Origin of the sequence: Streptomyces sp. NPDC020917 (assembly GCF_044333795.1) — a bacterium.
GTDB lineage: Bacteria > Actinomycetota > Actinomycetes > Streptomycetales > Streptomycetaceae > Actinacidiphila.
On record NZ_JBIRRR010000009.1, the window covers coordinates 96,115 to 122,484 of the forward strand.

27 protein-coding genes are annotated in these 26,370 nt (G+C 71.4%); 10 read left to right on the forward strand and 17 right to left on the reverse strand.

Going from position 1 to position 26,370, the window contains the following annotated elements:
- Nucleotides 1-2 precede the first annotated feature (2 nt).
- Nucleotides 3-746 (forward strand): response regulator transcription factor, encoded by a 744-nt coding sequence (locus tag ACH4TG_RS20775; protein ID WP_398243862.1) that lies wholly within the window; start codon nt 3-5, stop codon nt 744-746.
- A 215-nt stretch (nt 747-961) separates the two neighbouring features.
- The gene (locus tag ACH4TG_RS20780) at nt 962-1,636 is read left to right on the forward strand and encodes a Type 1 glutamine amidotransferase-like domain-containing protein (protein WP_398243863.1); all 675 of its coding nucleotides are present in this window, start codon (nt 962-964) and stop codon (nt 1,634-1,636) included.
- Nucleotides 1,637-1,992: 356 nt separating this feature from the next.
- Here the strand turns inward: ACH4TG_RS20780 and ACH4TG_RS20785 are convergent, their stop codons facing one another.
- Complete coding sequence (locus tag ACH4TG_RS20785; RefSeq protein WP_398243864.1) at nt 1,993-2,385, reverse strand: ester cyclase; 393 nt, start codon at nt 2,383-2,385, stop codon at nt 1,993-1,995.
- 124 nt (nt 2,386-2,509) lie between these two features.
- Here ACH4TG_RS20785 and ACH4TG_RS20790 point away from each other — a divergent pair, with 124 nt between their 5' ends.
- Entirely contained in the window at nt 2,510-3,109 is a 600-nt protein-coding gene (locus ACH4TG_RS20790) for a TetR/AcrR family transcriptional regulator (protein ID WP_398243865.1), read from the forward strand.
- Nucleotides 3,110-3,117: 8 nt separating this feature from the next.
- Here the strand turns inward: ACH4TG_RS20790 and ACH4TG_RS20795 are convergent, their stop codons facing one another.
- From ACH4TG_RS20795 to ACH4TG_RS20845, 11 genes are all read right to left on the reverse strand, one after another.
- Complete coding sequence (locus ACH4TG_RS20795) at nt 3,118-4,491, reverse strand: FAD-binding oxidoreductase (RefSeq protein ID WP_398243866.1); 1,374 nt, start codon at nt 4,489-4,491, stop codon at nt 3,118-3,120.
- A 108-nt stretch (nt 4,492-4,599) separates the two neighbouring features.
- Nucleotides 4,600-5,187 carry a chorismate mutase gene (locus tag ACH4TG_RS20800; protein ID WP_398243868.1) on the reverse strand — a complete coding sequence of 196 codons (588 nt, stop codon included), beginning with the start codon at nt 5,185-5,187 and terminating at the stop codon, nt 4,600-4,602.
- On the reverse strand, nt 5,184-6,053 hold the full coding sequence (locus ACH4TG_RS20805; protein WP_398243869.1) for a VOC family protein: 870 nt from the start codon (nt 6,051-6,053) through the stop codon (nt 5,184-5,186). The genes ACH4TG_RS20800 and ACH4TG_RS20805 overlap by 4 nt, the downstream gene beginning before the upstream one ends.
- A gap of 4 nt (nt 6,054-6,057) precedes the next feature.
- Nucleotides 6,058-6,873 carry an alpha/beta fold hydrolase gene (locus ACH4TG_RS20810; protein WP_398243870.1) on the reverse strand — a complete coding sequence of 272 codons (816 nt, stop codon included), beginning with the start codon at nt 6,871-6,873 and terminating at the stop codon, nt 6,058-6,060.
- A gap of 175 nt (nt 6,874-7,048) precedes the next feature.
- Nucleotides 7,049-8,491 (reverse strand): dihydrolipoyl dehydrogenase family protein, encoded by a 1,443-nt coding sequence (locus ACH4TG_RS20815; RefSeq protein ID WP_398243872.1) that lies wholly within the window; start codon nt 8,489-8,491, stop codon nt 7,049-7,051.
- Between the two features lies 1 nt (nt 8,492).
- Nucleotides 8,493-9,074 (reverse strand): DUF308 domain-containing protein, encoded by a 582-nt coding sequence (locus ACH4TG_RS20820; RefSeq protein WP_398243873.1) that lies wholly within the window; start codon nt 9,072-9,074, stop codon nt 8,493-8,495.
- Nucleotides 9,075-9,263: 189 nt separating this feature from the next.
- Nucleotides 9,264-11,588, reverse strand: a complete 2,325-nt coding sequence (locus ACH4TG_RS20825) for a hydantoinase B/oxoprolinase family protein (RefSeq protein ID WP_398243874.1) — start codon at nt 11,586-11,588, stop codon at nt 9,264-9,266.
- 11 nt (nt 11,589-11,599) lie between these two features.
- Nucleotides 11,600-13,702 (reverse strand): hydantoinase/oxoprolinase family protein, encoded by a 2,103-nt coding sequence (locus tag ACH4TG_RS20830; RefSeq protein WP_398243875.1) that lies wholly within the window; start codon nt 13,700-13,702, stop codon nt 11,600-11,602.
- A 20-nt stretch (nt 13,703-13,722) separates the two neighbouring features.
- Entirely contained in the window at nt 13,723-15,354 is a 1,632-nt protein-coding gene (locus tag ACH4TG_RS20835) for an FAD-dependent monooxygenase (protein WP_398243876.1), read from the reverse strand.
- Entirely contained in the window at nt 15,351-16,097 is a 747-nt protein-coding gene (locus ACH4TG_RS20840) for an alpha/beta fold hydrolase (protein WP_398243877.1), read from the reverse strand. Before ACH4TG_RS20840 ends, ACH4TG_RS20835 begins: the two co-directional genes overlap by 4 nt.
- A gap of 74 nt (nt 16,098-16,171) precedes the next feature.
- Nucleotides 16,172-16,798, reverse strand: a complete 627-nt coding sequence (locus ACH4TG_RS20845; RefSeq protein WP_398243878.1) for a cysteine hydrolase family protein — start codon at nt 16,796-16,798, stop codon at nt 16,172-16,174.
- Between the two features lie 190 nt (nt 16,799-16,988).
- Here ACH4TG_RS20845 and ACH4TG_RS20850 point away from each other — a divergent pair, with 190 nt between their 5' ends.
- Nucleotides 16,989-17,474, forward strand: a complete 486-nt coding sequence (locus ACH4TG_RS20850) for a TetR family transcriptional regulator (protein WP_398243879.1) — start codon at nt 16,989-16,991, stop codon at nt 17,472-17,474.
- A gap of 78 nt (nt 17,475-17,552) precedes the next feature.
- Entirely contained in the window at nt 17,553-18,137 is a 585-nt protein-coding gene (locus tag ACH4TG_RS20855) for a TetR/AcrR family transcriptional regulator (protein ID WP_398243880.1), read from the forward strand.
- A gap of 25 nt (nt 18,138-18,162) precedes the next feature.
- On the opposite strand, the gene ACH4TG_RS20860 is transcribed toward ACH4TG_RS20855, so the two are convergent.
- Complete coding sequence (locus ACH4TG_RS20860) at nt 18,163-18,885, reverse strand: IclR family transcriptional regulator (protein WP_398244056.1); 723 nt, start codon at nt 18,883-18,885, stop codon at nt 18,163-18,165.
- Between the two features lie 182 nt (nt 18,886-19,067).
- Here ACH4TG_RS20860 and ACH4TG_RS20865 point away from each other — a divergent pair, with 182 nt between their 5' ends.
- From ACH4TG_RS20865 to dmpG, 3 genes are read left to right on the forward strand one after another with little or no spacing between them, the layout of a single operon-like run.
- The gene (locus ACH4TG_RS20865) at nt 19,068-19,889 is read left to right on the forward strand and encodes a 2-keto-4-pentenoate hydratase (RefSeq protein ID WP_398243881.1); all 822 of its coding nucleotides are present in this window, start codon (nt 19,068-19,070) and stop codon (nt 19,887-19,889) included.
- Nucleotides 19,886-20,842, forward strand: coding sequence for an acetaldehyde dehydrogenase (acetylating) (locus tag ACH4TG_RS20870; RefSeq protein ID WP_398243882.1), 957 nt, complete (start codon nt 19,886-19,888; stop codon nt 20,840-20,842). Before ACH4TG_RS20865 ends, ACH4TG_RS20870 begins: the two co-directional genes overlap by 4 nt.
- Nucleotides 20,839-21,858 (forward strand): 4-hydroxy-2-oxovalerate aldolase, encoded by a 1,020-nt coding sequence (gene dmpG / locus ACH4TG_RS20875; protein ID WP_398243883.1) that lies wholly within the window; start codon nt 20,839-20,841, stop codon nt 21,856-21,858. The genes ACH4TG_RS20870 and dmpG overlap by 4 nt, the downstream gene beginning before the upstream one ends.
- A 42-nt stretch (nt 21,859-21,900) precedes the next feature.
- Here the strand turns inward: dmpG and ACH4TG_RS20880 are convergent, their stop codons facing one another.
- Nucleotides 21,901-22,440 carry a TetR/AcrR family transcriptional regulator gene (locus ACH4TG_RS20880; RefSeq protein ID WP_398243884.1) on the reverse strand — a complete coding sequence of 180 codons (540 nt, stop codon included), beginning with the start codon at nt 22,438-22,440 and terminating at the stop codon, nt 21,901-21,903.
- A 158-nt stretch (nt 22,441-22,598) separates the two neighbouring features.
- Complete coding sequence (locus tag ACH4TG_RS20885; RefSeq protein WP_398243885.1) at nt 22,599-23,360, reverse strand: 3-hydroxybutyrate dehydrogenase; 762 nt, start codon at nt 23,358-23,360, stop codon at nt 22,599-22,601.
- Nucleotides 23,361-23,591: 231 nt separating this feature from the next.
- Between ACH4TG_RS20885 and ACH4TG_RS20890 the strand changes: the two genes are divergently transcribed.
- Nucleotides 23,592-23,990: a nuclear transport factor 2 family protein gene (locus tag ACH4TG_RS20890; protein WP_398243886.1), complete on the forward strand. Its 399-nt coding sequence runs from the start codon at nt 23,592-23,594 to the stop codon at nt 23,988-23,990.
- Nucleotides 23,991-24,107: 117 nt separating this feature from the next.
- Here ACH4TG_RS20890 and ACH4TG_RS20895 read toward each other — a convergent pair whose 3' ends face one another.
- Nucleotides 24,108-24,536, reverse strand: a complete 429-nt coding sequence (locus ACH4TG_RS20895; protein WP_398243887.1) for an organic hydroperoxide resistance protein — start codon at nt 24,534-24,536, stop codon at nt 24,108-24,110.
- A 65-nt stretch (nt 24,537-24,601) separates the two neighbouring features.
- The gene (locus tag ACH4TG_RS20900; protein WP_398243888.1) at nt 24,602-25,402 is read right to left on the reverse strand and encodes an alpha/beta fold hydrolase; all 801 of its coding nucleotides are present in this window, start codon (nt 25,400-25,402) and stop codon (nt 24,602-24,604) included.
- Between the two features lie 113 nt (nt 25,403-25,515).
- On the opposite strand from ACH4TG_RS20900, the gene ACH4TG_RS20905 reads away from it, so the two are divergent.
- The gene (locus tag ACH4TG_RS20905) at nt 25,516-26,079 is read left to right on the forward strand and encodes a TetR/AcrR family transcriptional regulator (protein WP_398243889.1); all 564 of its coding nucleotides are present in this window, start codon (nt 25,516-25,518) and stop codon (nt 26,077-26,079) included.
- Nucleotides 26,080-26,370: the final 291 nt, after the last annotated feature.

Below are 26,370 nucleotides of genomic sequence, written 5' to 3' on the forward strand. Positions count from 1 at the left end.
GCATGCGTCCGACCGCCCCGCACCACCCGCACCTGACCAGCGTCCTCGTCATCGAGGACGACGACACCATCGGACGGCACCTCCACACCGGCCTGCTGGGCAGCGGCTACGCCTCCACGTGGTGCCGCACCGGGTCGGCGGGGCTGGCCGAGGCCGAGCGCACCCGCCACGACGCGGTGCTGCTCGATCTCGGGCTCCCGGACATCGACGGCATGGACGTCGCACGGCAACTGCGTGCCGAATTCCCCGAGTTGCTGATCGTCATCCTCACCGCCCGCAGCGAGGAGATCGACGTGATCGCCGGACTCGACTCGGGCGCCGACGACTACCTGGTCAAGCCGTTCAGCCTGAGCGTGCTGCTCGCCCGGCTCCGTGCGCACCTGCGCCGCCGGCCGGCCGACGTGCAGGGGACACCGCGCCCGATCCGGCTCGGCGACCTGACCGTCGACACGGTGTCCCGGCGGTGCACAGTGGGCGGGAACGACGTCGACCTGCGGCCCAAGGAGTTCGACCTCCTCGCGGCGCTGGCCGAGCGCGCCGGCACGGTCGTGTCCCGCGAGGACCTGATGGCTCAGGTCTGGGACGCCAACTGGTTCGGCCCTACGAAGACGTTGGACGTGACGATGGCCGCCCTGCGCCGACGCCTCCATGAAGCCGCCGAGTCCTCCGCACCCGGCAGGCCGCGCCTTCCGCACATCACGACGCTACGGGGGCACGGCTACCGAATGGAGCCCCCGCAGGGCTGAACGACACCACCCCTGGACGCTGTGCCCGTCCACGTCACCGTGGTGTGTTCGAGCCGCTTCTGAAGGGGTCACCCTTGGACGCTTTTCCCGGGTGACGAGGCATGCCAGCCGCAGTGGAGCGAGGACTCACCATGTGTGGTCACCGGAGGCGTATCGACTTCGGGTTCTGCCGACCTTGGCCTCGACCGAACCGCCCCTACTTCTAGGGTGGCGTGGTGAAGCTTCTCCTTACTGACTCCGGTGTCAGGAACGCAAGCATTCTGGCGGCGCTGGTCGAACTCCTGGGCAAACCGATCGCCGAGGCCAGCGCCCTCTGCATCCCCACCGCCGGGTACGGGGGCCCGTACGGGGATCCGGGTGGGCCATGGCGTTTCGTCAGCGGACGGTCGCCGAGCCCCATGACCGAGTTGGGGTGGAAGTCCGTGGGTTTGCTGGAGCTCACGGCGCTGCCCAGCATCGAGAAGGAACGCTGGGTCTCCTGGGTTCGCGAGGCAGACGCCCTGCTGGTGAACGGTGGCGATGCGCTCTACCTGTGCCACTGGATGAGGGAGTCCGGGTTGGCCGACCTCTTCCCGTCGCTGCGTGACACGGTCTACGTAGGGCTCAGCGCCGGGAGCATGGTGCTGACTCCCCGGATCGGGGATGAGTTCGTCGACTGGCAGCCACTCACCGGCGACGACAGCACGCTGGGAATCGTAGATTTCTCCATCTTCCCGCACCTCGACCTTCCGGATTGTCCGGAGAGGAGCCTGGCCGAAGCGGAACGATGGGCCGCGAAGATAAAGGGTCCGGCGTACGCCATCGACGCTGAGACTGCCATCAAGGTCACCGATGCCACCATCGAGGTCGTCTCCGAGGGCCACTGGAAGCTGCTCAACCCAGCATCATGAACGCCGACGACCTCGAGTCCGCGATCGAAGCGAGCCTCGCGAACACCAAGGCCGTTGATGACCGGGCTGTCCGCCCGGCAGCAGTGCAAGCCCTTCAGAGCCCGGGACGTAGGCGAACAGGTTCTCGCAGATGACGTGCGGGGAGGCTGACGGCCCTCACTCGAGTCCGGCAGCGCGGCGAGCTGTCGCCTTGCCCTTCTGCGGCGCAGCAGCGACGGCGGAATCTTCGACACCTGCACAGCCAGTTTCGACGCCGTCTGGGCCACTCGTACATCCGCCTTGCACATGTACGAGTCATCGGCGGGCGCCCGAAAGGGCTCTGGCCGGTCGGCGGATCGGCCAGAGCCCCCCGGCGGTCAGGCGGTCAACTGTCGGAGCATCTCGGCCGAGTCGTGCAGGTTCGTCATCTGGACGAACCTGCCGTCACGGACCTTGTAGATGGCGTACTCGACGATCTTGAACGAGGCGCCGGAGGCGGGGACACCGAGCCACTCCTTCACCGGGGTGCCGGTGTTGATGGCGCGGACGGCGATGCCGTCGCGGTCGAACAGCAGCTCCTCCACCTCCCAGCGGATGTCCGGAACAGCGTCGACGATCCCCTTGAGGACCGCGACGACGTCGTCGCGGGTGCCGGGCTGGTCGCCGAGCAGTACCTGGTCGTTGATGAACTCGTCCATGCGGTCGAACTCGTGGGCGTTGAGCGCCTCGGCGTAGCGCATGTACCACTTACGCAGCTCACTCCCGGACATGGCGTACCTCTTTCCTCTGTGCCGCAAGGGCGGCATTGAACTGGGAAAACTTCTGCACCGATCGGTGCCGAATACGAGCGTACCAGTTCGGCACCGATCGGTGCCAAAGCGGTAGGATGAGGAGATGCACACGTCACAGATCGGCCGCCCGCGGGCGTTCGACGCCGAGGCGGCGCTCGAGAAGGCGATGGTGGTCTTCTGGGCGCAGGGGTACGAAGGCGCCAGCCTCACCGACCTGACCGAGGCCATGGGCATCTCCCGCAAGAGCCTGTACGCGGCCTACGGCAACAAGGAGGACCTGTTCCGCAAGGCGCTGCAGCGCTACGCGGAGGGACCCGGCGCCTACGTCACCGAGGCGCTGCGGGCACCCACCGCCCGCGAGGTGGCCATGGCCTTCCTCGCCGGCTCGGCCCGCGCCAACACGCTGCCCGGTCTCCCCGCCGGCTGCCTGGGCGTCCAGGGCGCACTGGCCGCCGGCGAGACCGGGCAGGTCGCCCGCGACACCCTGGCCGAGTGGCGCGCCCACGGCCAGGCTCTCCTCCGCGACCGGTTCCGGCAGGCCGTCCAGGTGGGCGACCTGCCCGCCGGCGCCGACCCGGAGAAGATCGCCCGCTACGTCATGACGATCGCGAACGGCGTGGCCGTGCAGGCGTCCGGCGGCGCGTCGTGCGAGGACCTGCAACAGGTGGCCGACGCAGCTCTGCGGAACTGGCCGCCGGCCTGACGCACTGTTCAGGCCCGGACCGGCAGGGGAGTCGCGCGGAAGACGTCGTCCGGGTCGAAGCGGCGCTTCACCGCGACCAGCCGCTCGGTGTTCGGGCCGTAGGCGTGCGCGATCCGTGCGCCCTCGTCCGTTCCGAGCAGGTTGGGGTAGCCGCCCGGCAGCGCGTCGGACTCCAGGGCAGCGGTCAGGTGGCCGGCCCAGGCGCGGTGGTCCGCGGCCCGGGCGTCGCCCGGTTCCCACTGGGCGATGATCTCGATCATGAGATGCGGGTCGCGGTTCCCGAACGCCGTCTCCGCCACGGGGACCCGTGCCGCGGCTCCGTGCAGGCTGTGCACGGACACCGCGGAAAGGGGCGACGTCACCGTGGAGCCGGCGAGGCTCAGCATGTCGCGCACGCCCGCGGTCAGTGACGGTACGGAACGAGAGCGGATCTCGGCGTGCCGGCCGAACGGGAACTGCGCGTCGATGGCCGCGAGCATCTCGGGCATGGTGAGGGGGGCGACGTGGACGGCAAGGGGCGTGCCGAGCGTGCCGAGCGGCGCCAGCGCGCGCTCTCCCGCCGCGGCGTCGTCGCCGCTCCAGGTGGGCGAGAGGAACACCACCGGCTCGCCGTCGGGGCCGGGCAGGACGCCGAACTGCACGGTCAGTTCGTCGGGGCTGTCGGCCAGCACGTCCGACAGCCCGGCCAGCACGCTCCCGGCCTGGTCCCCCGGATACATCACCATGCCGGACAGCAGCGTGGGCACGGCGTGCAGACGCACCCGCATCGACGTCACGACGCCGAAGTTCCCGCCGCCACCGCGCAGGGCCCAGAACAGGTCCGGCTCCCGTTCGGCGTCGGCGGTGACGGCCGAACCGTCGGCGAGCACCACGTCGGCGGACAGCAGGTTGTCCAGGGCGAGTCCGAAGCGTCCGCTGAGCGGTCCGTAGCCGCCGCCGAGCGTCAGCCCCGCCATGCCCACGGAGCCGGCGGTGCCGGTCGCGGCGGTCAGGCCGAAGGGCTGGGCGGCGGAGACAAGGTCGGCGGCCGTGGCCCCTCCCGGTACCTCGGCGACCTTCGCCACCGGGTCGACCGTCACCCGGCGCAGGCCGGAGAGGTCGATGGTCAGGCCGCCGTCGGTCAAGGCCCTTCCGGCCCAGTCGTGGCCACCGCCGCGCACCGACAGAGGTACGCCGAACTCCCGCGCGGCCAGCACGGCGGCGCGGACCTCGGCCGGGTCGGCGCACCGGACGACGACGCCGGGGCGGGACGCCACGGCACCGTTCCATACGCTCCGGCCGGCGTCGTACTGCGGCCCGCCGGTGGCCACCTGCCCGGCGCGGACGGTCCGCCGCAAGGTGTCGATGAGGCGGCTGAGTTGTGGGTGTGTCGTCGCGGACATGAGACCTCTCGTACAGTTCCTGGCAATGACTTGCTGGTGGCCGGCCTCCGCCGGCCGCGTCGCCTCCGGCTGCTGTCGCCGCCGCGGCGCTGGTCGCGTTCCGACCGATCAGTTCAGGCGGGAGGCGCACACGGAGTGCACCGCCCTCAGGAGCGCCCGGCGGTGAAGGGTGTCGAGCCGGTCCGACGCCCCGCCCGACCCGGCGACCGCGGCGAGGTGCGCGGTGCACGGGTCCGGCTCGTCGCGTACGCGCACCGTGCCCCTGAGCCCGCGGAGCATGTCCACGGTCAACCGGTCGAGCCGGGTGCGGATCTGCCCGAGGTCCGGAGGGGTCGTCGGGGCCTCTTCGGGATGGGCGGACCAGCGTGCGAGCAGGCCCCTCTGCACGACCTTGCTGGCGGTGATCTGGTCCTGGAAGAACGCCGTCGTCGACACGGGATCGAGCCCGAGGACGCCGGCCTGTCGTCGGACCTGGTCCAGTACCTGCCGCTCGCGCGCCGGGTCGTCGATCGGTGAACCGGCGCGGAACTTGGCCGCCGCCACGTCGTCGCTCACGCGGAGCCGCTGGACGACCAGGTCGACCAGCGGGCCGAGCCTGCCGGCCGGACGGCTCGGCGCGGCGGAGTTGTTCGAAGGTTCGCAGTTCATCAGGTGCACCAGGTGTCGCGTGGTCGTTGCGCGAAGCGCGTGCGTCACGGCTTCGGCGAGGCGAAGGGATTGGCGTGGGTGTGGTGGTGTCCCCAGACGTCCGAGACACCGAAGTCATGCGGCACCCAGTCCTCGGCGACGTCGATCCCGCCGCAGCCGATCTCGAGGTGGAATCCGCTGGGGTTCTGCACGTAGAACGAGATCGCCTTGTCGTTCATGTGCCGGCCGAGGCTGATCGAGATCGGCGCGCCGTTGGCCTTGGCCCGGTCGTAGGATCGCCCGACGTCGTCGATCGAGCCGTGCTCGATCTCGAGGTGGTGGATCGACGGCGTCTCCGCGCTCGCGAGCGCGATGCTGTGGTGGGCCTGGTTGCAGCGGAAGAAGAAGAGGCCGGGGGCGCGGTAGTCGGTGAGCTTGAACTCGAGCACCGACTCGTAGAGTTCGCGCAGTTCGTCGAGCTTGGGGCTGGCCAGCACGAAGTGGCCGAGGCCGGTGGCACCGGGGTGCGTGCCGACCGGCCGCGCGACGCCGGTGCGCACCTTGGCCTCGCCGATCGCCAACTCCACCCGGTAGCCGACCGGGTCGGTGAACCAGCGGAGACGGGTGGCGCCGCGCAGTTCGCGCTCCTCCGCCGAGCCGTCCTCGACCGTGAAGCCGGCGTCGGTGAGCCTGAGGGTGAGCCGGTCCAGCTCGCCCGGGGTGTCGACGATCCACCCCAGCTCTCGCGGGGTGTCCCTGTCGGACGGGTGGAGAGCCACGCGGTACTTGAACTCGTCGAGCTCGAGCAGCGCGACCTCGTCGGTGCCGAGCTTCGCGGTGGTGACACCGATGCCCAGCGTGCGCCCGAGCAGATCCGTCCAGGCGTCCACATCGGTGACGTTGAGTCCGACGTAACCCAGTTTGCGGATACCCACGGTGTCATCCCTCCGCTGCGGCGGCTGCCCCGCCCCGCAGGAACTCGCGAACGATGTGGTTGAACTCGGGCGCCCGCTCGTACTGCACCCAGTGCCGGCAGTGCGGCAGCACGCGGAGCTCCGCGTCGGGGATGCCGGCGAGGATCCTGGCTGCCCAGGTCAGCGGGACGGTCTGGTCCTCCCTGCCCCAGACGAGCAGCGTGGGGGCGGCGATGAGGGCCAGGTCGGGAGTCAGATCGCCGTAGTTCGGGGGGATCGGCAGTTCGGGGTGGGCCCGCAGGCTGGACGCGTACCGCTCGTCGATGAGGGACTCGGTCGCCAGCGACTCGTCGAACACCATCAGCCGCACGAACGCGGCCATGTCCTCCCGCGAGGGCTTCCGGGCCGCCATGTAGGCGAAGAGGTGCTCGAGTCCGACGGGCCAGGGCGGTGCGTCCGCCGGGAGGACTCCGCCGGGTGCCATCAGGACGAGCCGGTCCACCCGGTCGGGATGGCGCATCGCGATGCGCATCGCGACGCCACCGCCGTAGGAGTTGCCCACCATGTGGGCACGCTCGATCCCCAGGGCCGTCATCGCGCGGCAGACGAGTTCCGCCGCGTGGAAGATCAGCGGCTCGTCCGTCGCGGGCCGCGGGGAGCTTCCCCAACCGGGGAGGTCCACCACGATGTTCCGGTGGTCCTCGAAGGCCGGCAGGTTGCCGCCGAAGTTGCTCATGCCCGTGGCCCCGGGCCCCGAGCCGTGCAGCCACACGACGGGACTGCCCGTCCCGACGTCGGTGTAGGCCAGTTGCGCGTCCCCGACGTCCAAGATGCTCGTCACTCCGACCCCTCGTCTCTGTCAGCAATGCATGTATGTATCGCTCACTACATTGACTCTACACCTGATCCGGCTTCCCCTCCAGGACGGAGCGGCGGGCCGGCACGGTCGTACGGCACCGGGCGTGCTGGTGTCCCGTCCCGTCGCGACGGGTCGGGACGAACCCCAGCGGGTCGGGTCAGCGACCGTAGGTCTCCAGCAGCCGCAGCCACACCTCGCTCACGGTGGGATACGCGGGAACCGCGTGCCACAAACGGTCCAGCGGCACCTCCCCGACCACCGCGATCGTCGCCGCGTGCAGCAGTTCGGCGACGTCCGGGCCGGTGAGGGTGAACCCGGCGATCACCTTCCGGTCCTCGTCGACGACCATCCGGGCGTGGCCCTGGTATCCCTCGGCGTGCAGGGAGGACCCGGCGACAGCGGCCAGGTCGTAGTCGACGACCCGGATCCGCAGCCCCGCGGCCTCGGCGGCGGCCGCGGTCAGCCCCACCGACGCGACCTCGGGTTCGGTGAACACCACCTGCGGCACCGCGCGTTCGTCGGCTGTCGCGGCGTGCCGGCCCCACCGGCCGTCCTCGACCGCTTCGCCCTTGGCGCGCGCCACAATGACGTCCCCCACGGCGCGCGCCTGGTACTTGCCCTGATGGGTCAGCAGCGCACGGCGGTTGACGTCCCCGGCGGCGTAGAGCCACCCGCCGCCGATCGGCGTGCCGTCCTCCCCCACGACCCGCAGCGTGCCGTCGACCGTGAGCCAGGCGCCCGGCGTCAGGCCGACGGTGTCCAGCCCGATGTCCTGGGTGTTCGGCGTACGGCCGACCGCCACGAGCAGTTCGTCGGCTTCGACCTGCTCGCCGTCGGTGAGCGTGACGGTCACCGTTCCGTCGCCGGCGCGCTTCACGGACCGGGCCTCGTCGCCGAGGCGCACCGACGCACCGGCCTCCCGCAGGGACTGGACGACCCACTCGCCGGCGAAGGGTTCCGCCAGCGGCAGCACACCGTCGCGCGCCAGCAGCGTCACCGAGGCACCAAGGCCGGTGAACGCGGTCGCCATCTCCGAGGCCACCACGCCACCACCGATGATGGCGAGCCGGCCGGGAACCGCGGGTGCCGCGGCCGCTTCCCGGCTGGTCCACGGCGCCGCCTCGCGCAGGCCGTCCACGTCCGGGACGAGCGCGCCGCTGCCGGTCGCGACGACGACCGCGTGCCGGGCGTTCAGCGAGACCGTGGAGCTGTCCTCGCCGGTCGTCACCTCGACGACCCGGGCCGAGGCGATCCGGCCGTGCCCGCGGTACAGCGGAACCCCGACCTCCTCCAGCCAGGCCGCCTGCCCTTCGTCGTGCCAGTGGGAGGCGAAGGAGTCCCGCCGGTGGAGCACGGCCGCGACGTCCAGTTCACCCGTCACCGCCTCGCGCGCGCCGGGCACGTGCCGGGCCGCGCGGAGCGCCGCGCCGCTGCGCAGCAGCGCCTTGGTCGGCATGCAGGCCCAGTACGAGCACTCGCCTCCGACCAGTTCCCGCTCGACGACGGCGGCGCTCAGGCCGCCCCGCACCACCCGGTCGGCGATGTTCTCGCCAACCGGGCCCGCACCGATGATGACGACGTCGTAGGTAGCGGTGTCCACGTCAGCTCGCCTTGCCGGCACGGCCGAGACGCAGCGCCGAGACGAGGAAGAAGATCCCGCCGAGGACGGCGTAGCCGGCCACGCCGGTCAGCTTCGGGTCCGAGGCGGAGGCGCCCATGATGAACGACGCTCCGGCCAGGACGGAGATGCCGCCGCTGAGCATCATCGGCCACTGGCCGCCCATCGCGCCCTTGCGGCGGCTGAGCCCGACGATCAGCTGGACGGCCCCGGAGACGATCGCCCAGGCACCCCACACGCGGAGGACCGCCGGTACACCGGAGGCCCCGGCGACGCCCAGGGCGACGGTGGCGATCGTGCTGATCGCGATGTTCACCTGAAGCCCGCGGATCGGTCCGGTGCCACCCGCCGAGCGCACGTCGGTGATGGCCGAGGCGACGTCGAACAGGGGGTAGACGACGAGCAGGGTGATGCCGAGGGCTCCGAGGTGGGACTTGTCGGCGAACAGCAGGGCCGCCCAGACGACGGCGAATCCGAACCGTACGAAGTACAGCCGGCGCAGGGCCGGCGCGGGCCGGCCGGCGGTGACGGGCGAGTCGGCGGGAGGCGAGTCAACGGTGGTCACGGTGATCCTTTCGAGGCTGTGGCGGGGGGTGCGCTGCGGCCGGCGCGGCGGCCGGCGTCCTCCCGCGAAGGCGAGGACGGCGAGCCGCCGGCCTCCCCCTCAAGACCGAACGTTCTACCTCACTCAGGATGGCGAATCCCGCCCCGACTGTCAAGACAGAACGTTCTCCCTATTGCAGGAACCGCGGTCTCACGCCCAACCCCGGTAGTGGTCGGAGGGAAGGGGGTGGCCGACGGGCACGACACGGGAGTTGACCGCGGTCAGGCAGCCCGGGCAGAACAACTGCCGGAAGACGACCTCCTCGTCGACGTACACCGACGGGTCGTGCCAGATGTGCGGGCCGGCGTCGGTCGGGGCCCCGTCGCGGCGCGCCAGCGCCGCGACGAACGCGCTCCCGGCCAGCGGCCCGATCGCGGTACCGCAGTGGACGCACACCACCGTGCCCCCGTCCGGCGATTCCCGGACGCCGAGGTTGTCGTCGAGCCGGCGTACCCCGCTCGGATCCGGCACGCCGATCGGCGCGAGCCCGGTGGCGGGCAGACCGGTGTCCGCGGCACGGCGGTGCCGCAGCCTCTGCCGGGTCTCATCGGTCGCGCTCACGTCCACGTCGCCGTCCTCGCGGAGCACGACGCCGTAGACGTCCCGCGCGGCATCCGCCGACACCCGTACCTGCAGCACGTCGTCACGGACGCTCTGCGCGGGGCGCAGCAGCGGGTCGCCGTATCCGCCGCCGGCCTGCCAGTGCAGGTAGAGCGCGTCGCCGGGGCCGAAGTCCGACTCCCCCTCGCAGGGCAGCACCTCGATCTCGCCGCCCAGCTCGCCGAGGTCGCCGGGGATGGCGGCCGCGCGGGCGAGTTGGGGGACGTCGATGCCGCGCACCACCAGATCGAGCTGGGAGTTGCCGGGATACCCCCCGGCCAGTCCGACGTTCTGGTTCGCGACCTTGCCGGTTCCGGAGATGACCAGGGACATCGTCCCGCTCTGGTCCGGGTGCTGCACGTAGCAGACCGAGCCGCTCATCCCTCCGCGCTGCCTCCCCGGTCCTCCGGAGTCGGTCTGCTCGCGCCGCCACAGGGCGACCAGCGGGTAGAGGTACTCGGTCATCTCGACGTCGGGCGCCCGTGCGGAGGGGATGATGAGCCGGCCGCCGGTGTCGACGCCGTCGTGGTGCACCTGGGCCCCGTAGCCGCCGGCCATGACGTCGAAGATGGGGGACACGAAACGCCTGCTGCCGCCGCCGCGGACGTCGACGCCGGACACCACGCACAGGTCGGTGGTGCCGTTGCAGATCGACTGCACGTCGGTGCGGTGCGCCGGTTCGGCGTCCAGCATCTTGGCGAGCACCTCGGCGACCAGGTTCCCCGAGCCCCACGCCGGGCCGAAGGGTCCCTTGCCCACGGCGGCCGGGAACGAGGCGTTGGTGATCGTGTCCTCGTCGGTGACGATCTCGAAGCAGCGCATCAGCCCGCCCGCGGCCCAGGGGATGTCCCCGGCCAGCAGCGGCAGCATCGTGAAGACGATCCCGGCCCGCAGCCCCGGGTAGGGGCAGTTGATGATGCCGGTCTGCCCGGCTGTTCCGCGGAAGTCGAAGACGAGCCGGTCGGCTTCCTTGGTCATCGCGACCTTGATGGCGTGCATGCCGCGATCGCCGGTCTGCGACTGCTCCTGGTAGCCGACCGCGCTCCACGTCCCGTCCGGCAGGGCGCGGAGCTTGGCCCGCAGCCGGCGTTCGGCGTCGTCCATCATCCGGCGCATGACGCCCTTGACGGTGTCGGCGCCGTACTTGGTGATGAGCCGGAGGATCTGCTCGGCGGCGTTCTTGTTGGCGGCGACCTTGGCGCGCAGGTCGAGGCCCACCAGGTGCGGCAGGCGCGACCGGCGCACCCAGGCATCGGCGACGTCACGCTGGAGCACGCCGTCACGCACCACCTTGACCGGTGGTGTGGGCACCGCCTCGCCGAACACGTCCTGGGCCGACGGGCTGAACGAGCCCGGCCGCGGCCCGCCGAGGTCGACCTGGTGGGCGATGGCCGTCGTCCAGCCGAACAGCTTGCCCTCGTGGAAGATCGGTGCCAGGACCGCGGCGTCGTTCTGGTGCAGCCCGCCACCGATCCACGGGTCGTTGCACAGGAACATGTCGCCCTCGGCGATGCCCGGGTTGTCGCTGCGGTTGCGCAGCGTCCAGACGATGGCCAGGTCCATCGAGCCGATCAGCCCGATGTTGTAGGCACCGACCTGGACCTGCTCGCCCAGCTCGTCGCAGATGGAGAAGTTGAAGTCGTTGGACTCGGTGACCACGTGCGAGCCCGACATCCGCCGCAGCGTCTCGCCCATCTCCTGGGTGATCGCCCACAGCCGGTGCCGGACGACCTCGTAGGTCAACGCGTCGACCTGGCCGGCCCGTTCGCCGTCGATCCGGTGCAGCGGCAGCGTGGGCGAGATCTGCCGCAGCAATTCCTCGCGCGGCAGGGGCCGGCTGGTGAACTCGTCCGCCCCGGGGATCCTGGATGTCATGGAAGCTGTCCTCACTGGTAGCGCAGCACGAGGTTGCCGAGGTGGTCGACGCGTCCGGTGGCCCCGGCGGGGACCACGACCACCGTGGTCGGGACGTCGACGATCGCGGGCCCGACGAGCTCGTGGCCTGCACGCAGCCGGGCGTAGTCGTAGACGGGGGTGGGCACGAAGCCGGTCTGCGAGTCGAGGCAGACGTCGCGTTCCCCGAGCAGGGCCTCCGCCGGGTCGGGGCCGTCGGCCTGGGGGACGGCGGGAAGCCTGACGGGAAAGCCGAGACCGGCCTTGGCCCGCACGCGATAGGTGATCGCCTGCACGCCGGCCTCGCGGTAGCCGGCGCCGCTGCCGTTGATCCGCTCGTAACTCTCCTCGAAGCGCTCGAGGATCGCGTCACCGGTGCGCTCGGTGAACTCCGTCTCCGGGACGGCGGTGGCCAGTTCGGTGACCTGCATCGAGTAGCGCAGGTCGATCTCACGCTGCAGCGTCACGTCCTGGAACGTCACCTGCTGCCGGTCGAGTGCGCGCTGCAGATCGGCTTCCAGCCGGGCGAAGTGGGAGGCGAGCACGGCGGGGTCGACCGGGAACGAGGACGGGTCGGAGAGCTCGGCGCTCATGACGATGTCGGAGGCCGCGAGCCCGTAGGCCGAGAAGGCGGAGGCAACGGGCCCGAGCGGGACGACGACTTCGCTCACCCCCAGGTCGTGGCAGTAGCCGGCGCAGTGGGCGGGTCCGGCACCGCCGAAGGCGTACGCGACGAAGTCGCGGGGGTCGTAGCCCGCCTGCACGACGGCCCGGCGCAGGAGGTCTCCCGCCTGCGCGTTCTGCACTTCGTGGATCGCGATGGCCGCTTCCTCGACGGACAGGCCGAGCGGCTCGGCCACGTGCTCGCGGATCGCCTCGCGTGCCAGGTCCATCCGGAGGGGCTTGCGGCCGCCGAGCAGCCCCCGCGGGCTGAGGATGCCGAGGACCAGGTTCGCGTCGGTGTTGGTGGGACGCGTCCCGCCGTTGCCGTAGCAGGCGGGACCGGGGACGGCCTCGGCGCTCTGCGGGCCCAGCCGCAGGTTGCCGCCGGCGTCCACGGAAGCGAGTGCCCCGCCGCCCGAACCGATGGTGTGCACGCGGATCGTCGCCGCGTTGATCGGGAACTGGTTCACGATGGAGCCCGGCGCCATGACCGGCTCCCCGTCGACGATGAGTCCCGCCAGGAAGGTCGTGCCGCCGACGTCGGTGGTGATGACGTTGCGGTGCCCGAGCTGCTCGGCCAGCCGCATCCCGCCGATGACACCGCCGGACAGCACGGACCCGACGGTGGTGATGGCGTGTTCGGGTGCCCGGTCGGCGGTGATGGTGCCGCCCTCGCTCTGCATCACCAGCAGCGGGCCCTTGAGCCCGCTCTCCTCCAACTGCTTCTGCAGGGGCAGGAGATAGGTGCGCAGCCGCGGTCCCACCTGGGCGTTCATGATCGTGGTGGAGGTGCGGGCGAACTCGCGGATGCGCGGGCTGACCTCCGAGGAGAGCGTGACGTACATGTCCGGGGCGGTCTCGTGGATCAGTTCGCGGACGCGCTGCTCGTGGGCGCCGTTCTTGAACGACCACAGCAGGCAGACCGCGATCGCCTCGACGCCCTGGTCCACCAGCGTCCGTGCGACGCGGCGGACCTCGTCCTCGTCCAGCGGGACCAGCACCTTCCCGGCGTGGTCGATCCGCTCGGTGACCTCGAGCGCCCGGTACTTCGGGATCAGCGGCGCGGGCTTGCGCTGCCGGAGCGTGTCCTGGATCTCGTGGGCCGACCGGCCGAGCGTGCGGCCCTCGGCGTTCATGATGTAGATCGCGTCCCGGTGGCCCTTCGTGGCGATGAGCCCCACATCGGCCACCTGGCCCTGGACGAGGGCGTTGATCGACGCGGTCGTGCCGTGGGCGATGTAGTCGGTCTGCCGGAGCAGTTCGCCGACGCCGATGCCCAGCTCGTCCGCGATGTCCTCGATCGCGCGCATGACACCGACCTCGCGGTGCGGCGGGGTCGTCGGCGTCTTGGCCGACACCATCCGGCCTGCACCGTCCGAGGCGACCGCGTCGGTGAACGTGCCGCCCACGTCGATGCCCAGTGCGTATGACATGTGCCTTCTCCTGGTGGTCTCTACCGCTGGTGGGCGGCGACGCGGCCGGTGACGGTGTGCAGGAGCTCGTCGGGACGGGCGTCCGCCCCGCCCATCCAGGCCACGTGCTGGTCGGGGCGCACGAGCAGCAGCTCGGCGGGGTAGCGGTCGGGCCACCGGGCCGGCAGGTCGACCACGGCCAGGGGGATCCCGAGTGCCCGGGCCGCCGAGGTCCAGGACGTCACGGCGGTCCCCGGGTCCGTCCGCAGCAGGGTGAAGCCGGGCCCGAGCACGTCGAGCACCGACCGGTCGTCGTCGAGCCAGACGTGCGGCAACCGGAAGCCGGGCCGTGCTCGTTGGAGGTAGTCGCCCATGGTGATCGCGTCCTGCTGCTCGCCGCCGGCCACCAGAGGGGAGTCCGCGTAGTGGTAGCCGAAGCTGAAGCCGTCGGGTGAGTACCGGTGCGGCTCGGTGACCGCGAGGCGGCCGGCGAAGTCCGCGCGGGCCCGTTCGCCGGCCGGGCCCGGCAGGTGGATGTCCGGCGGGAACTGGGCGAACGACCGTCCGGCCGCGGCCCCCACCGCACGGGCGAACTGCTCGCCCACCGGCTTGCGCTCCCGCTCGTAGGCGTCCAGCAGTTCCGGTGGCGCCCACCCGTGGCGGACCGCGGCCAGCATCCAGCCCAGCGTCGCCGCGTCCTGGATCCCCGCGTTCATGCCGAATCCCCCGACGGGGATCCAGATGTGGGCGGCATCGCCGGCCAGGAACACCCGCCCCGTGCGATACCGCTGGGCGACGAGCCGGCGTCCGGTCCAGCGCACCACGCCGAGCACCTCGTGCTCGACGGGTTGTCCCACGGCCTCCCGCAGGAGCTCTTCGGGGTCCTCGGCCTCGGTGTCGTGGTCGGGGTCGAAGGCGACGTGGTTGAGCCACAGCGCGTCGCCGTCGATGGCGATCAACGACGCGATCCGGCGGCCGTAGGTCCAGTACGTCCAGGCCCGGTCGCGTGCGGCCAGCCGCCCGAGCTCCGGCGAGCGCAGGAAGGTCGAGACGAACTGCTGGATCGCGTCGACACCTTCGTAGCGGATGCCCAGTTGGCGCCGGACGGTGCTGTGGGCGCCGTCGCAGCCCACGACGTAGGCGCACGTCAGGGTGCGTCGCGCGCCGCCGGTCTCCACGACCGCCTCGACGTGGTCGTCGTCCTGCCGCAACTCCACCAGCCGGGTTCCCCGTTCGAGGGTCAGCCCGGGAAGCGTGCGCGCGTGCCGCTCCAGGATCGGCTCGAGGAACAGTTGGGAGATCCGGTGCTGCGGCTCCGGGGTGGGCCATCCGCCCCTGCCGACACCGTCCAGCACGTCGCGGGCGCTCGGCAGATCGATGCGGAAGATCTCCTCACCGCTCAGGGTGGTCCGGTACTGGATCGAGGTGGGGTGATCCTCGGGCAGCCCGGCCCGCCGGATGTCGTCCGCCAGTCCGAGCCGCCGGAAGATCTCCATCGACCGCGCGGAGGTGGTGTTGCAGCGGGGATTGGCGCCCCGCTCGTCGGTGGCCTCCACGACGTGGCACGCCACGCCGCGCCGGGCCAGGTCGATGGCGAGGGTCAGGCCGGCGGGGCCGGCGCCGACGACCAGGACCTCGACCCGGTCCTCGCTGGTGCTGATCGGCTGTGTCATGCGCTCAGGAACTCCCCTACCAGGCTGCAGAATTCATCCGGCCTGTCGACGTGGATCCAGTGCCCGGCCCCCGCCACCACCGCGAGGCGGGCGCCGGGCAGGGCGGCGACGAGGCGCTCGGAGACCTCGACCGGCGAGACCAGGTCGCACTCCCCGTGCAGGGCGAGGACCGGATGGACGATCTTGGTGAGATCGAGGGGCGGGGGTCCGTCCTCGACGTCGGCGAACATCGACCGGAACGCCGGCTCCGCTCCGGGGCGCAGGGCCTGCCGCAGCCGGATGCCGGTGAGTTCGTCGAGGAGTTCGCCGTGGACGCCCTCGTCGGCGACGAGCCGGCCGAGGGTGGCCCGCATCGACTCCCGTGTCGGGGCGTCGTAGAACGGGACCGCCGCCGGCAGCGGCCCGGTACCCGCTCCCCCCATGACGACCGCGCGGTCGACCCGCTCGGGCGCCATGGACGCAAGGGCCAGCGCCGCGGCTCCGCCCGCGGCCGAGTTGCCGACGAGGTGCACGCGGTCCAGGCCGTGGTCGTCGAGGATGTCCAGCACCTGCCGTGCCCGGGCCGCCGCCCAGGCGCGCGGACCCGTGATCCCGGCGGACCCGGCGATCCGCGTGCCGAACCCGAGGAGGTCGGGAGCCAGGCAGCGGAACTCGCCCGAGAGCCGGGAGCGCACGCCGCCCCAGTTGCTGTCGGCGTCGACGCCCGGCCCGCCTCCGTGGAGCAGGACGAGCGGGGGTTTCACGCCTGAACGGGCGCCATTGCGTGACGTGGCCGGCACCTGCAGCCTCCTCAAGGGATCGTACGTGGGGGCGCCGCTCACGGCAGCCACGAGAGGAACTCGTCGGTGCCGACCAGCCGGGACGAGGTCAGGGACATCACCCGCAGCGCGGCCTGGTGCATCTCGGCGGCGGGCATCGGGCCCGCCCCGAGGTCCGGATAGTCACAGGACGCGCAGGCGTCCTTGACCACCAGGGAGCGGAACCCCCGTTCCAGGGCGCCGCGGGCCGTTCCGAGCACGCAGCACTCGGTCGTCATCCCGGTGAGGACCACCGTGTCCACGCCGAGCCCGCGCAGGATGATCTCCAGGTCGGTGGCGTAGAAGGAGTTGTACCGGTGCTTCTTGATCACCGGTTCGCCCGGACGCGGCGCGAGTGCGGGATGGATCTCCACCCCGCGCTCGCCGTCGACCAGGGCCTCCCCCGCCGCCACCGGCGGGTACAGGTCGCGATGGATCCCCATGTCGGCCCCGCCGGGACGGTGGACGTGCGCGGCGTAGACGACCGCCAATCCCCGGCTGCGGGCGGCGTCCAGGAGCTTCTGGATCGCGGGGATCACGCGCCGCCCTTCCGGGAACTCCAGCGGCGCGCCCTCCTCCACGAAGTCGTTCTGCATGTCGATGACGAGCACCGCGGTACGGACCACGTCGATCGGAGAACTGCTCACACGAACCTCCTGGGGCCGGATGGCCGGGCTGCCGTACGCGGAAGGTCGGACTGTGTATGTAGCGTTCACTCTACGACTCCGAGTGGGCCTTGGCTACAGCTCGCGCACGGCCGGGGGACCCGCCGCCCCGTCACCGGCGGAACCGCGCACCCCTGTGCGGACAGAACGTTCTCTCCGCTAAATTCCTACCATGGTGTGCAGCGAATCCCGTACCGAACCGTCCGCAGCGCGGTCCGCGCTGCCCGGGGAGGATCCCGTCCTTGCCTCCCTGGACGAGGCCCACCGCGCCGAGCGCGCCCTGGCGCGCGAGGCCGCCGCCGCCGGGCTCCCCGCGGCCGACACCATCCGCGCCCTCAGCAGATCCATCGCCGCGGACATCCGGTCTCCCGGCTCTCGGGGGAGCCTTTTCCTCCATGCGGCAGCCGAGCGTCCCGGCCCCGGTCACCCGGCGCACCCGGCGGTAGTCGCCCACCGCCGATGGCTCCTCGACACCGTTGCTCAACTGCTGGCCAGGATCCGGGAAACGCCCGCCGAAGCGGCGGCCCGTCAGTTCGTCATGCTGTGCGACGGCGCCATGGTCGCCGGCTGCCTGTCCGACCCCGTAGCGGCCGGCGAGGACTTCCTGCGCGCGGTGGAGGCACTCCTCCACGCACATGCCGCATCGGTGTTTCGCTGAGCCGACCGCGGATGGAGCGGCGATCCGGCGCCGCCAGGGTAGAGACCGAACGTTCTGCCATTTGCTAACCTCGGGACCATGAGTCCGAGAACAGAAGGCGGCAACGTCTCCGAGGCGCGAGCGCGGCTGCTCAACACCGCGACCCGGATCTTCTACGCCGAGGGGATCCACTCCGTCGGCATCGACCGGATCGTCGCGGAGGCGCAGGTCACCCGGGCCACGCTGTACCGGCACTTCTCGGGCAAGGAGGATCTCGTCCTCGCCTATCTCGGGCTGGCCGACCAGGGCATCCGGGGGCAGGTCGCCACCGCCCTGGAAAGTGGGCAGTCGGCAGCCGACCAGGTCCGGGCGGTCGCCCGGTCCATCACCGAGGGCATCCAGTCCCCCGGTTTCCGCGGATGCGCGTTCCTCAACGCGGTCGCCGAGTATCCCGACGCCTCCCACCCGGTCCACCAGGCCGTCATGGCGCACCGGGACTGGTTCCTGAACACGGTCACGGACCTGCTGGCGCAGACCGGCGACGCGCCCGCCGACGCGGACGGCCGCCACCTGGTCATGCTCCGCGACGGGGCCATGGCGGCAGGGTGCCTCTTCGACCCGAAACTGATCTCCGAGACCTTCCTGGACGGCGTGGACGGCATCCTCAAGGCCCGCAGCGCCTGAGTATCCGGGCGGGGCGGGCGGCCGGTCAGGTGCCGGAGCCTAGGGCGCGGGACAGGCCGAGCGCCGCGGTCCGTACTGCCGGCGCCAGTTGGGCCGCCCGGAAGCGGTCGCGCGGTACGGCCACCGACAGAGCAGCCACCGCCGTCGACCCCTCGAAGACCGGCGAGGCGATGCAGCACACGCCGAGGGCGGACTCCTGCTCCTCGTAGGCGAGGCCGGACACCTGGACCTTCTCGATGGCGGTACGCAGCCGGGCCGCATCGGTGACCGAATGCGGGGTCAGCTGCGGCAGCGGCCGGGCCAGCACCTCCTCGATCAACTCCTCACCGGAGAAGGCCAGCAGGGCCTTGCCCACGCCCGTGCACGTCAGGGGCAGCCGGCCCCCGATCCGGGAGGGCAGCGCCAGCGCCTGGTGGCCGTGGATCCGCTCGACGTAGGCCACCTCGTGCCCGTCGCGGATCCCGAGGTGCACGGTCTCGTGCGTGGCCTCGAACAGGTCCTGGAGGAAGGGCAGGGCGGCCTCCCGCAGATGCAGCCGGCGCGGCACCAGCGAACCCAGCTCGAACAGCTTGCCGCCGAGCCGGTAGCTGTCGCCGTCGCGGTCGAGCAGGCCCAGACGGACCAGGTCGGCGCAGAGACGGAACGCGGTCGTCTTGGCCAGCCCCGTACGGGAGGCGATTTCCGTGAGACGGAACGTACCGCCGTCCGGCTGGTAGCAGTCGAGTACGGTCACCGCCTTGTCGAGCATGTTGCCCTGACTGCTGTTCCGTGTCATGGAACATATTTTGCCGTACGCCGGGCGGCACTCCTATACCTGTGGGAACGGCCCTCAGCGGCCATCCGCCTCTGCCGCGGCCCCGCGGCGCCCTTCCCGGAGGTCACTGCCATGTCTGTTCCGTACCATCGCGCCGCTGCGGACGGCGGACGCCCATGAGCGCCCACGGGGCCGCCGATGCCGTGGCCAAGGCCGCGGACGTGCTCGCGGAGGCCGCGCGCACCGGAAGGCCGTGCCCCCCGGTGCGCGCGCTCCTGCCCGAGTCGGACGTCGAGGCGGCCTACGCGGTGCAGCGCCTGTACGTCGAGCGCGCGCTGGCCGAGGGCCGACGTCCGGTGGGCCGCAAGATCGGTCTGACCTCGCCCGCCGTGCAGCGTCAACTCGGGGTCGGCCAGCCCGACTTCGGCGTCCTGTTCGCCGACATGGCGGTTCCCGAGGGCCGGCCGATCGCCCCCGGACGGCTGCTGCAGCCCAAGGTGGAGGCGGAGGTCGCCCTGGTGCTGGGCGCTGATCTTCCGCACCGGGAACCGACCGCGGCCGATCTGCTGCGGGCCACCGCGTTCGCCCTGCCCGCGCTGGAGATCGTCGACAGCCGCGTCGCCGGCTGGGACATCTCCATCGTCGACACCGTGGCCGACAACGCCTCCAGCGGGCTGTTCGTCCTGGGCGGCACGCCGGTGCCGCTGGACCGGGTGGACCTGCGCGCCGTCCAGATGACCCTGACGAAGAACGGCGAGACGGCCTCGCGGGGAACGGGCGCCGACTGTCTGGGCAGCCCGCTGACCGCCGCCCTCTGGCTGGCCTCCACCCTCAGCGGCCTGGGCGACCCGTTGCGGGCCGGGGACGTCGTCCTGACCGGCGCGCTCGGCCCGATGGCGGTCGCGGCCGAGGGCGACGAGTTCACCGCCCGCATCGACGGCCTCGGCATGGTCACCACCGCGTTCGCGCCCTCCACCACGGAAGGAACCGGAGCATGACCACGAAGGTCGCCGTCATCGGATCCGGCAACATCGGCACCGACCTGATGATCAAGATCCTGCGGCTGTCGGAGTCGCTGGAGATCGCCGCCATGGCCGGCATCGACCCGGAGTCGGACGGCCTGGCCCGCGCCCGCAGGCTGAAGGTCGCCACCACCCACGAGGGCGTCGAAGGGCTGGTGGGAATGGACGAGTTCGCGGACGTGTCCCTCGTCTTCGACGCCACCTCCGCCGGCGCCCACCGGCACCACGACGAGGTCCTGCGCGCGCTGGGACGCACGGTCGTCGACCTGACCCCCGCCGCACTCGGTCCGTACGTGGTGCCGCCGGTCAACGGCGAGGCACACCTGGACGCCGGGAACGTCAACATGGTCACCTGCGGAGGCCAGGCCACCATCCCGGTCGTCGCCGCGGTCGCCGCCGTGACACCGGTGCACTACGGGGAGATCGTCGCCTCGATCTCCTCACGCTCGGCGGGCCCCGGCACGCGGGCCAACATCGACGAGTTCACCGAGACGACGTCGGCGGCGATCGAGAAGGTCGGCGGTGCGGCCCGGGGCAAGGCGATCATCGTCCTCAATCCGGCCGAGCCCCCGCTGATCATGCGGGACACCGTGTACTGCCTGGTCGGCGACTGCGACGACACCGCGGTCGCCGCCTCGGTGGAGGACATGGTCACGCGCGTCCAGACGTACGTGCCGGGCTACCGCCTCAAGCAGAAGGTGCAGTTCGACCGCGTCCCCGCCGACGATCCCCTCAACACGCTCCTCCCGGCCGCCGCCCGCTCCGGCAAGGCCGCCAGGGCCACCAAGGTGTCGGTGTTCCTCGAAGTGGAGGGCGCCGCCCACTACCTGCCCGCCTACGCCGGCAACCTCGACATCATGACCTCGGCCGCACTGCGCACCGCCGAACGCCTGGCCGCGCACCACTCCAGGAAGGTGACCGCCCGATGACGTCCCTCTACGTCCAGGACGTGACGCTGCGGGACGGCATGCACGCCGTTCGGCACCGCTACACCGTCGAGCAGGCCCGCACCATCGCCACCGCCCTGGATGCCGCCGGGGTCGCCGCGATCGAGATCGCCCACGGCGACGGCCTGTCCGGCTCCAGCATCACCTACGGCGTCGGCGCCCACACCGACTGGGAGTGGATCGAGGCCGTCTGCGACTCCCTCACCCGTGCCGTGCCCACCACGCTGCTGCTGCCCGGCATCGGCACCCTGCACGACCTGAAGCAGGCGCAAGCGCTCGGCATCCGGTCGGTCCGGGTGGCCACCCACTGCACCGAGGCCGACATATCGGCCCAGCACATCTCCGCCGCACGCGAGTCGGGCCTGGACGTGGCGGGCTTCCTGATGATGTCGCACATGGCCGAACCGGCCGAACTCGCCCGCCAGGCCAAGCTGATGGAGTCCTACGGCGCCACGTGCATCTACGTCACCGACTCTGGCGGCCGCCTCACCATGGACGGGGTACGCGACCGCTTCCGCGCCTACCGCGACATCCTCGACCCGGAAACCGAACTCGGCATCCACGCCCACCACAACCTCGGGCTGGGCGTGGCCAATTCGGTCGTCGCCGTCGAGAACGGCGCCGTGCGTGTCGACGCCTCCCTCGCGGGGCAGGGCGCCGGGGCCGGCAACTGCCCGCTGGAGGCGTTCGTCGCCGTCGCCGACCTGATGGGCCTGGAGCACGGCTGCGATCTGTTTCCCCTGATGGACGCCGCCGACGACGTCGTGCGCCCCCTCCAGGACAGGGAGGTGCGCGTGGACCGCGAGACGCTCACGCTCGGCTACGCCGGCGTGTACTCCAGCTTCCTGCGGCACGCCGAGGCCGCCGCCCGCCGATACGGCATCGACACCCGGGCGATCCTCGTCGAGGCCGGCCGACGCAAGATGGTCGGCGGGCAGGAGGACATGGTCACCGACATCGCCCTCGACCTCGCCGCGGCCACCGCCACGAACGTCTGACTGGCGCACGGAGTGCACCCACCCCCGCGGCGGGCTCCGGCGTCAGGAGCCGTCGCCCTGACCGCGGTCCCGCTGTTCCGCGAGACCGCGGATCAGGGAGACGAAGCCGGCGACCTGCGAGCTGTACGTCACGCCGTCGAAGCTGTTGGCCACCGACAGTCCGTCGGTCATGGCCCGCCCGAGCACGGCGATCCGGTCGACGACGGCTTCGCCCGCTTCGCCGCCGTCCGGCGCGAGGACGGGGGTGAGGGCGTCCACCCACGAGGCGTGGGCGTAGTCGCGGATACGGCGCACGGTGTTCCGCACCGGCTCGGTGTCCTTGTGCGGGCCGACGCTGATGGCCAGCAGGATGCGGAGGTACTCCGGCCGCTGGTCGAGGGACTTGCACGCCGTGGAGAGCCATGCCTCGAAGCGCTCGAGCGGCTCGTGGTCGTCGAACGACGACGGGTTCGGGAACGAGGCGTGCATCTCCTCGAAGGTGCGGTCGAGCAGCCCCGCCAGGACGCCGAGCTTGTTCCCGAAGTGGTAGTAGATCGAACTGGCCGGCAGCCCTGACTTGGCGGTCAGGTCCGAGATGGCCATGCCGTCATACCCTCGACTGGTGATCAGGGCCCGAGCGGCGTCCAGGATGGCGTCGCGGCTGCTGGGGGCGACACCGGTCGCTGCAGATCTCGTTTCCTTCACCACCCGTCAATGATAGGGCGCGCGGCACGCCCGCCGGTCGGCGGCGGGCCCGGCGGTCAGGAGGCGGACCATCCGCCGTCGAGGACGAGCCGGGTGCCGGTGACGGAGGCGGCCTGGGGCGAGCACAGGTAGGCGACCGCCCCGGCGACCTCGTCGGGCTCGATGAGCCGCTTCACCGCCGACCGCGCCAGCAGGACGTCCGAGACCACCTCGTCCTCGCTGAGGCCGTGGACCGCCGCCTGATCCGCGAGCTGCTTCTCCACCAGAGGGGTGCGGACGTAGCCGGGGCACACGCAGTTGCTGGTGACGCCGTGGGCCGCCCCCTCCAGCGCGATGACCTTCGACAGCCCTTCGAGGCCGTGCTTCGCGCTGACGTAGGCGGACTTGTACGCGCTGGCGCGGATTCCGTGCGCGCTGGACATGTGGATGACGCGGCCCCAGCCGCGCTCGTACATGCCGGGGAGGACGGCGCGCGTGAGCAGGAACGGGGCCTCCAGCATCAGTCTCAGGACGAAGGCGAACCGCTCGGGGCTGAACTGCTCGATCGGAGAGACGTGTTGCACCCCGGCGTTGTTGACGAGGATGTCCGCGTCCAGCCGCAGATCGGCGAGCTCGGCGGTTTGGCTCAGATTCATGACGAGCGCCTCGCCGCCGATCCGCTCGGCGGTGCGCGTGGCACCGGCCTCGTCGACGTCGCACACCACCACGTGGGCGCCCAGGCCCGCGAGCTGTTCCGCCACCGCCGCGCCGATGCCGCTCGCGGCACCGGTCACCACGGCGCGCCGGCCGGAGAGGTCGGGAGTCATCGGCGTCGTCATGACGACGCCTGCGGGGTGAAGGGGCCCATGACGTCGAGGCCGACGCGGCCGAGCTTGCTCATGCCCATGACGAACTCACTCCTCCGGCTGTCCGGCACGCCCGCCACCGGGCGATTGTATGTAGCGCTCACTATACACCAGGGATCCCAGCGGCGAGCAGCTCACCGTGTCCTGCCAGTTGATACCTTCGGCCTTCCCACCAGGTTCGTCGATCTTCGAGGAGGTGGCCCGATGCGCGCGTTCCGGGATGCCGTGGAAGCCCGTGACATCGATGCCGCGACGGCACTGCTGGCTGACGACGTGGTCTTCACCAGCCCGGTCGCCTTCCGGCCCTACGCGGGAAAGCCCGTCACCGCCGCGATCCTGCGCGCGGTGCTCAGGGTCTTCGAGAACTTCAGGTACGAACGGGAGCTCGCCGGCCGTGACGGCCGCGACCACGCCCTCGTCTTCACCGCGACGGTCGACGGCAAGCAGATCCAGGGCTGCGACTTCCTCCACCTCGACGAGGACGGCAGGATCGACGAGTTCACCGTGATGGTCCGTCCGCTGTCGGCCGCCCAGGCGCTCGCCGAGGCGATGGCCGCGCAGTTCGGGCGCATCCAGCAGGAGGCCGCCGCCGACGGCAACTAGGCACTGACTTATGAGGCGGGCCCGTGGCCATGACCGTTCGTCATGGCCACAGGCCCGCTTCGTCAGCGTCTCGGCGCCATCAGGCGACGCCACGGCCGCTCATGCGGACGGGCCGCCTCAGACGACGACCAGCTCGACGGAGATGTTGCCGCGGGTGGCGTTGGAGTAGGGGCACACCTGGTGGGCCTTGTTCACCAGGTCCCTCGCGATGGCGTCGTCCACGGCCGGGATCGACACGAGGAGCTGGACGGCGATGCCGAAACCGCCCTCGGCGGTCTTGCCGAGGCCGACGCGCGCGGTCACCAGGGAGCCGGTGATGTCGGTGCCGGCCTGCCGCGCGACGACGCCCAGCGCGCTCTGGAAGCAGGCGCTGTACCCGGCGGCGAAGAGCTGCTCGGGGTTGGTGCCGGCGCCGCTGCCGCCGAGCTCCTTGGGCGTGTTGACGACGACGTCCAACTTGCCGTCATCGGTGGCGACCCGGCCGTCACGGCCGTTCTCCGCGGTGGCAACGGCGGTGTACAGGACGTCGACGGACTGGATGGTCATGACTGATTCTCCTTGAGAGGTAGGGAACAACGGGTGGAGGCAGGGCCGCTGGTGCGGCCCTGGGCTCAGCGCGCGGCCTGCTCGATGATCTTGGTGACGGCGTCGGGACGGCTGACCATCACCGCGTGGGAGGCGTTCACCTCGGTGACGTGGGCATTGGCCCGCGCGGCCATGAAGCGCTGCGCGTCGGGAGCGATGGCGTGGTCGTCACGGGTGATCAGGTCCCAGGAGGGGATGGTGCGGAAGGCTTCGTCGGCGCTCGGGTCCGTGATCGCCTTGATGTTGGCCGGCCGCTGGGCCGCCGCCATGTTGGCCGCGGTGTCGGCATCGACGTCGCCGGCGAAGGTCTCCCGGAAGTGCGCCGGATCGATGGATGCCTCGGTACCGCCCGGGACCGCGGTGTAGATCAGGGGCAACTGCGGAGACCTGGCGGCGAGATCACCGACCGACTCGCCCTTCACGGGGATGAAGCCGGCGATGTAGACCAGGGACTTGACCTGGGGGTCGGAGGCCGCGGCGTTGGTGATCACGGCGCCACCGTAGGAGTGGCCGACCAGGACCACCGGACCCGTGATGGTGGACAGATAGCTGGAGACGTACGCCGAGTCGCTGGTGAGCCCCTGCAGCGGGTCGGAGATGGCACGCACCGGATAGCCGTCGGCGCGCAGCCGTGTCATCACCGCATCCCAACTGGACGAATCCGCCCACGCGCCGTGGACCAGGACGACGGTCGGCTTCGGCTGCTCGGCCTGCTGGGACGGCTTCGAGTGGCCGTCGGACGCCATCGCCACCCCGGGAACGATGGCGGCGCCGAAGAGGGCGAAGGCGGCGGCGCCGGTGAGCGCGGCGCGGCGGGAGAGACGCATGGCAGAACCCTTCGAGATCGATGTAGACTAACTAGTAACTCTACCTGGGAGGAACGGTGCCACACGAAGGCGACTCGACGCAAGTGGAAGTGGGGACCCGTACTATGACCACCGTGAACGTGCCGGTGAGAGAGCGCCTGATCGAGGCAGCCACTGATCTCTTCTATGCGCACGGCGTGCGGGCCGTGAGTGCGGACAAGATCATCGAGCGGGTCGGCACCACGAAGGTGACCTTCTACCGGCACTTCAGGACCAAGGACGATCTGGTCGTGACCTACCTGGAGGGGCGCGCCGCCCTCGAGCGCGAGGGGGTCACCAGCGCGATCGCCCAGGCCGGCGGCGACGTCGACACGACGCTGCGGCTGATCTCGGAGGCGCTCGACACCGTGGCGTGCAGTCCGGGCTTCCGCGGCTGCCCCTTCATCAACGCCGCTGCCGAATACCCCGATCCCACCAGCCCCGTGCGCCAGGTCATCGACGCGCACCGGAGCTGGTGGACGAAGACGTTCGAGCAGCTCATCGCACCGCTCGGGCTGCCGGCGCCGGCAGCCGTCGCCGACGATCTGATGGTGCTGCGGGACGGCGCCATGGTCGCCGGCTACCTCGGCGACCCCGCAGCCGCGGCCGGCTCGTTCCTGCGCGGCTGCCAGGCGATCATTCGCCAGTCCCGCCCGTGACGGCGACGGCCGGCGACGCGACGCCCGGCGACGCGGCCGCCGGCTGAGAACGCCCGGCCGGCCACGCCGTTCGGCGTCAAGAACGCGCGAGCGGTGCCGGCTTCGCCACCTGGCGGATGGCGCGTACGCACCCTTGGCCTGGGCCGCATCGCCGGTTAGGGTCCGCTCCGACAGCGTTGTCAGGCCGCCCGGTACGGTCCCACGCTCACACCGTGCCCCCACCCTTGTGAGAGGTACCCGATGCCAGGTCCGCACTCGAAGAACCGTTTACCCGCCCGGCGGGCGGCGCGC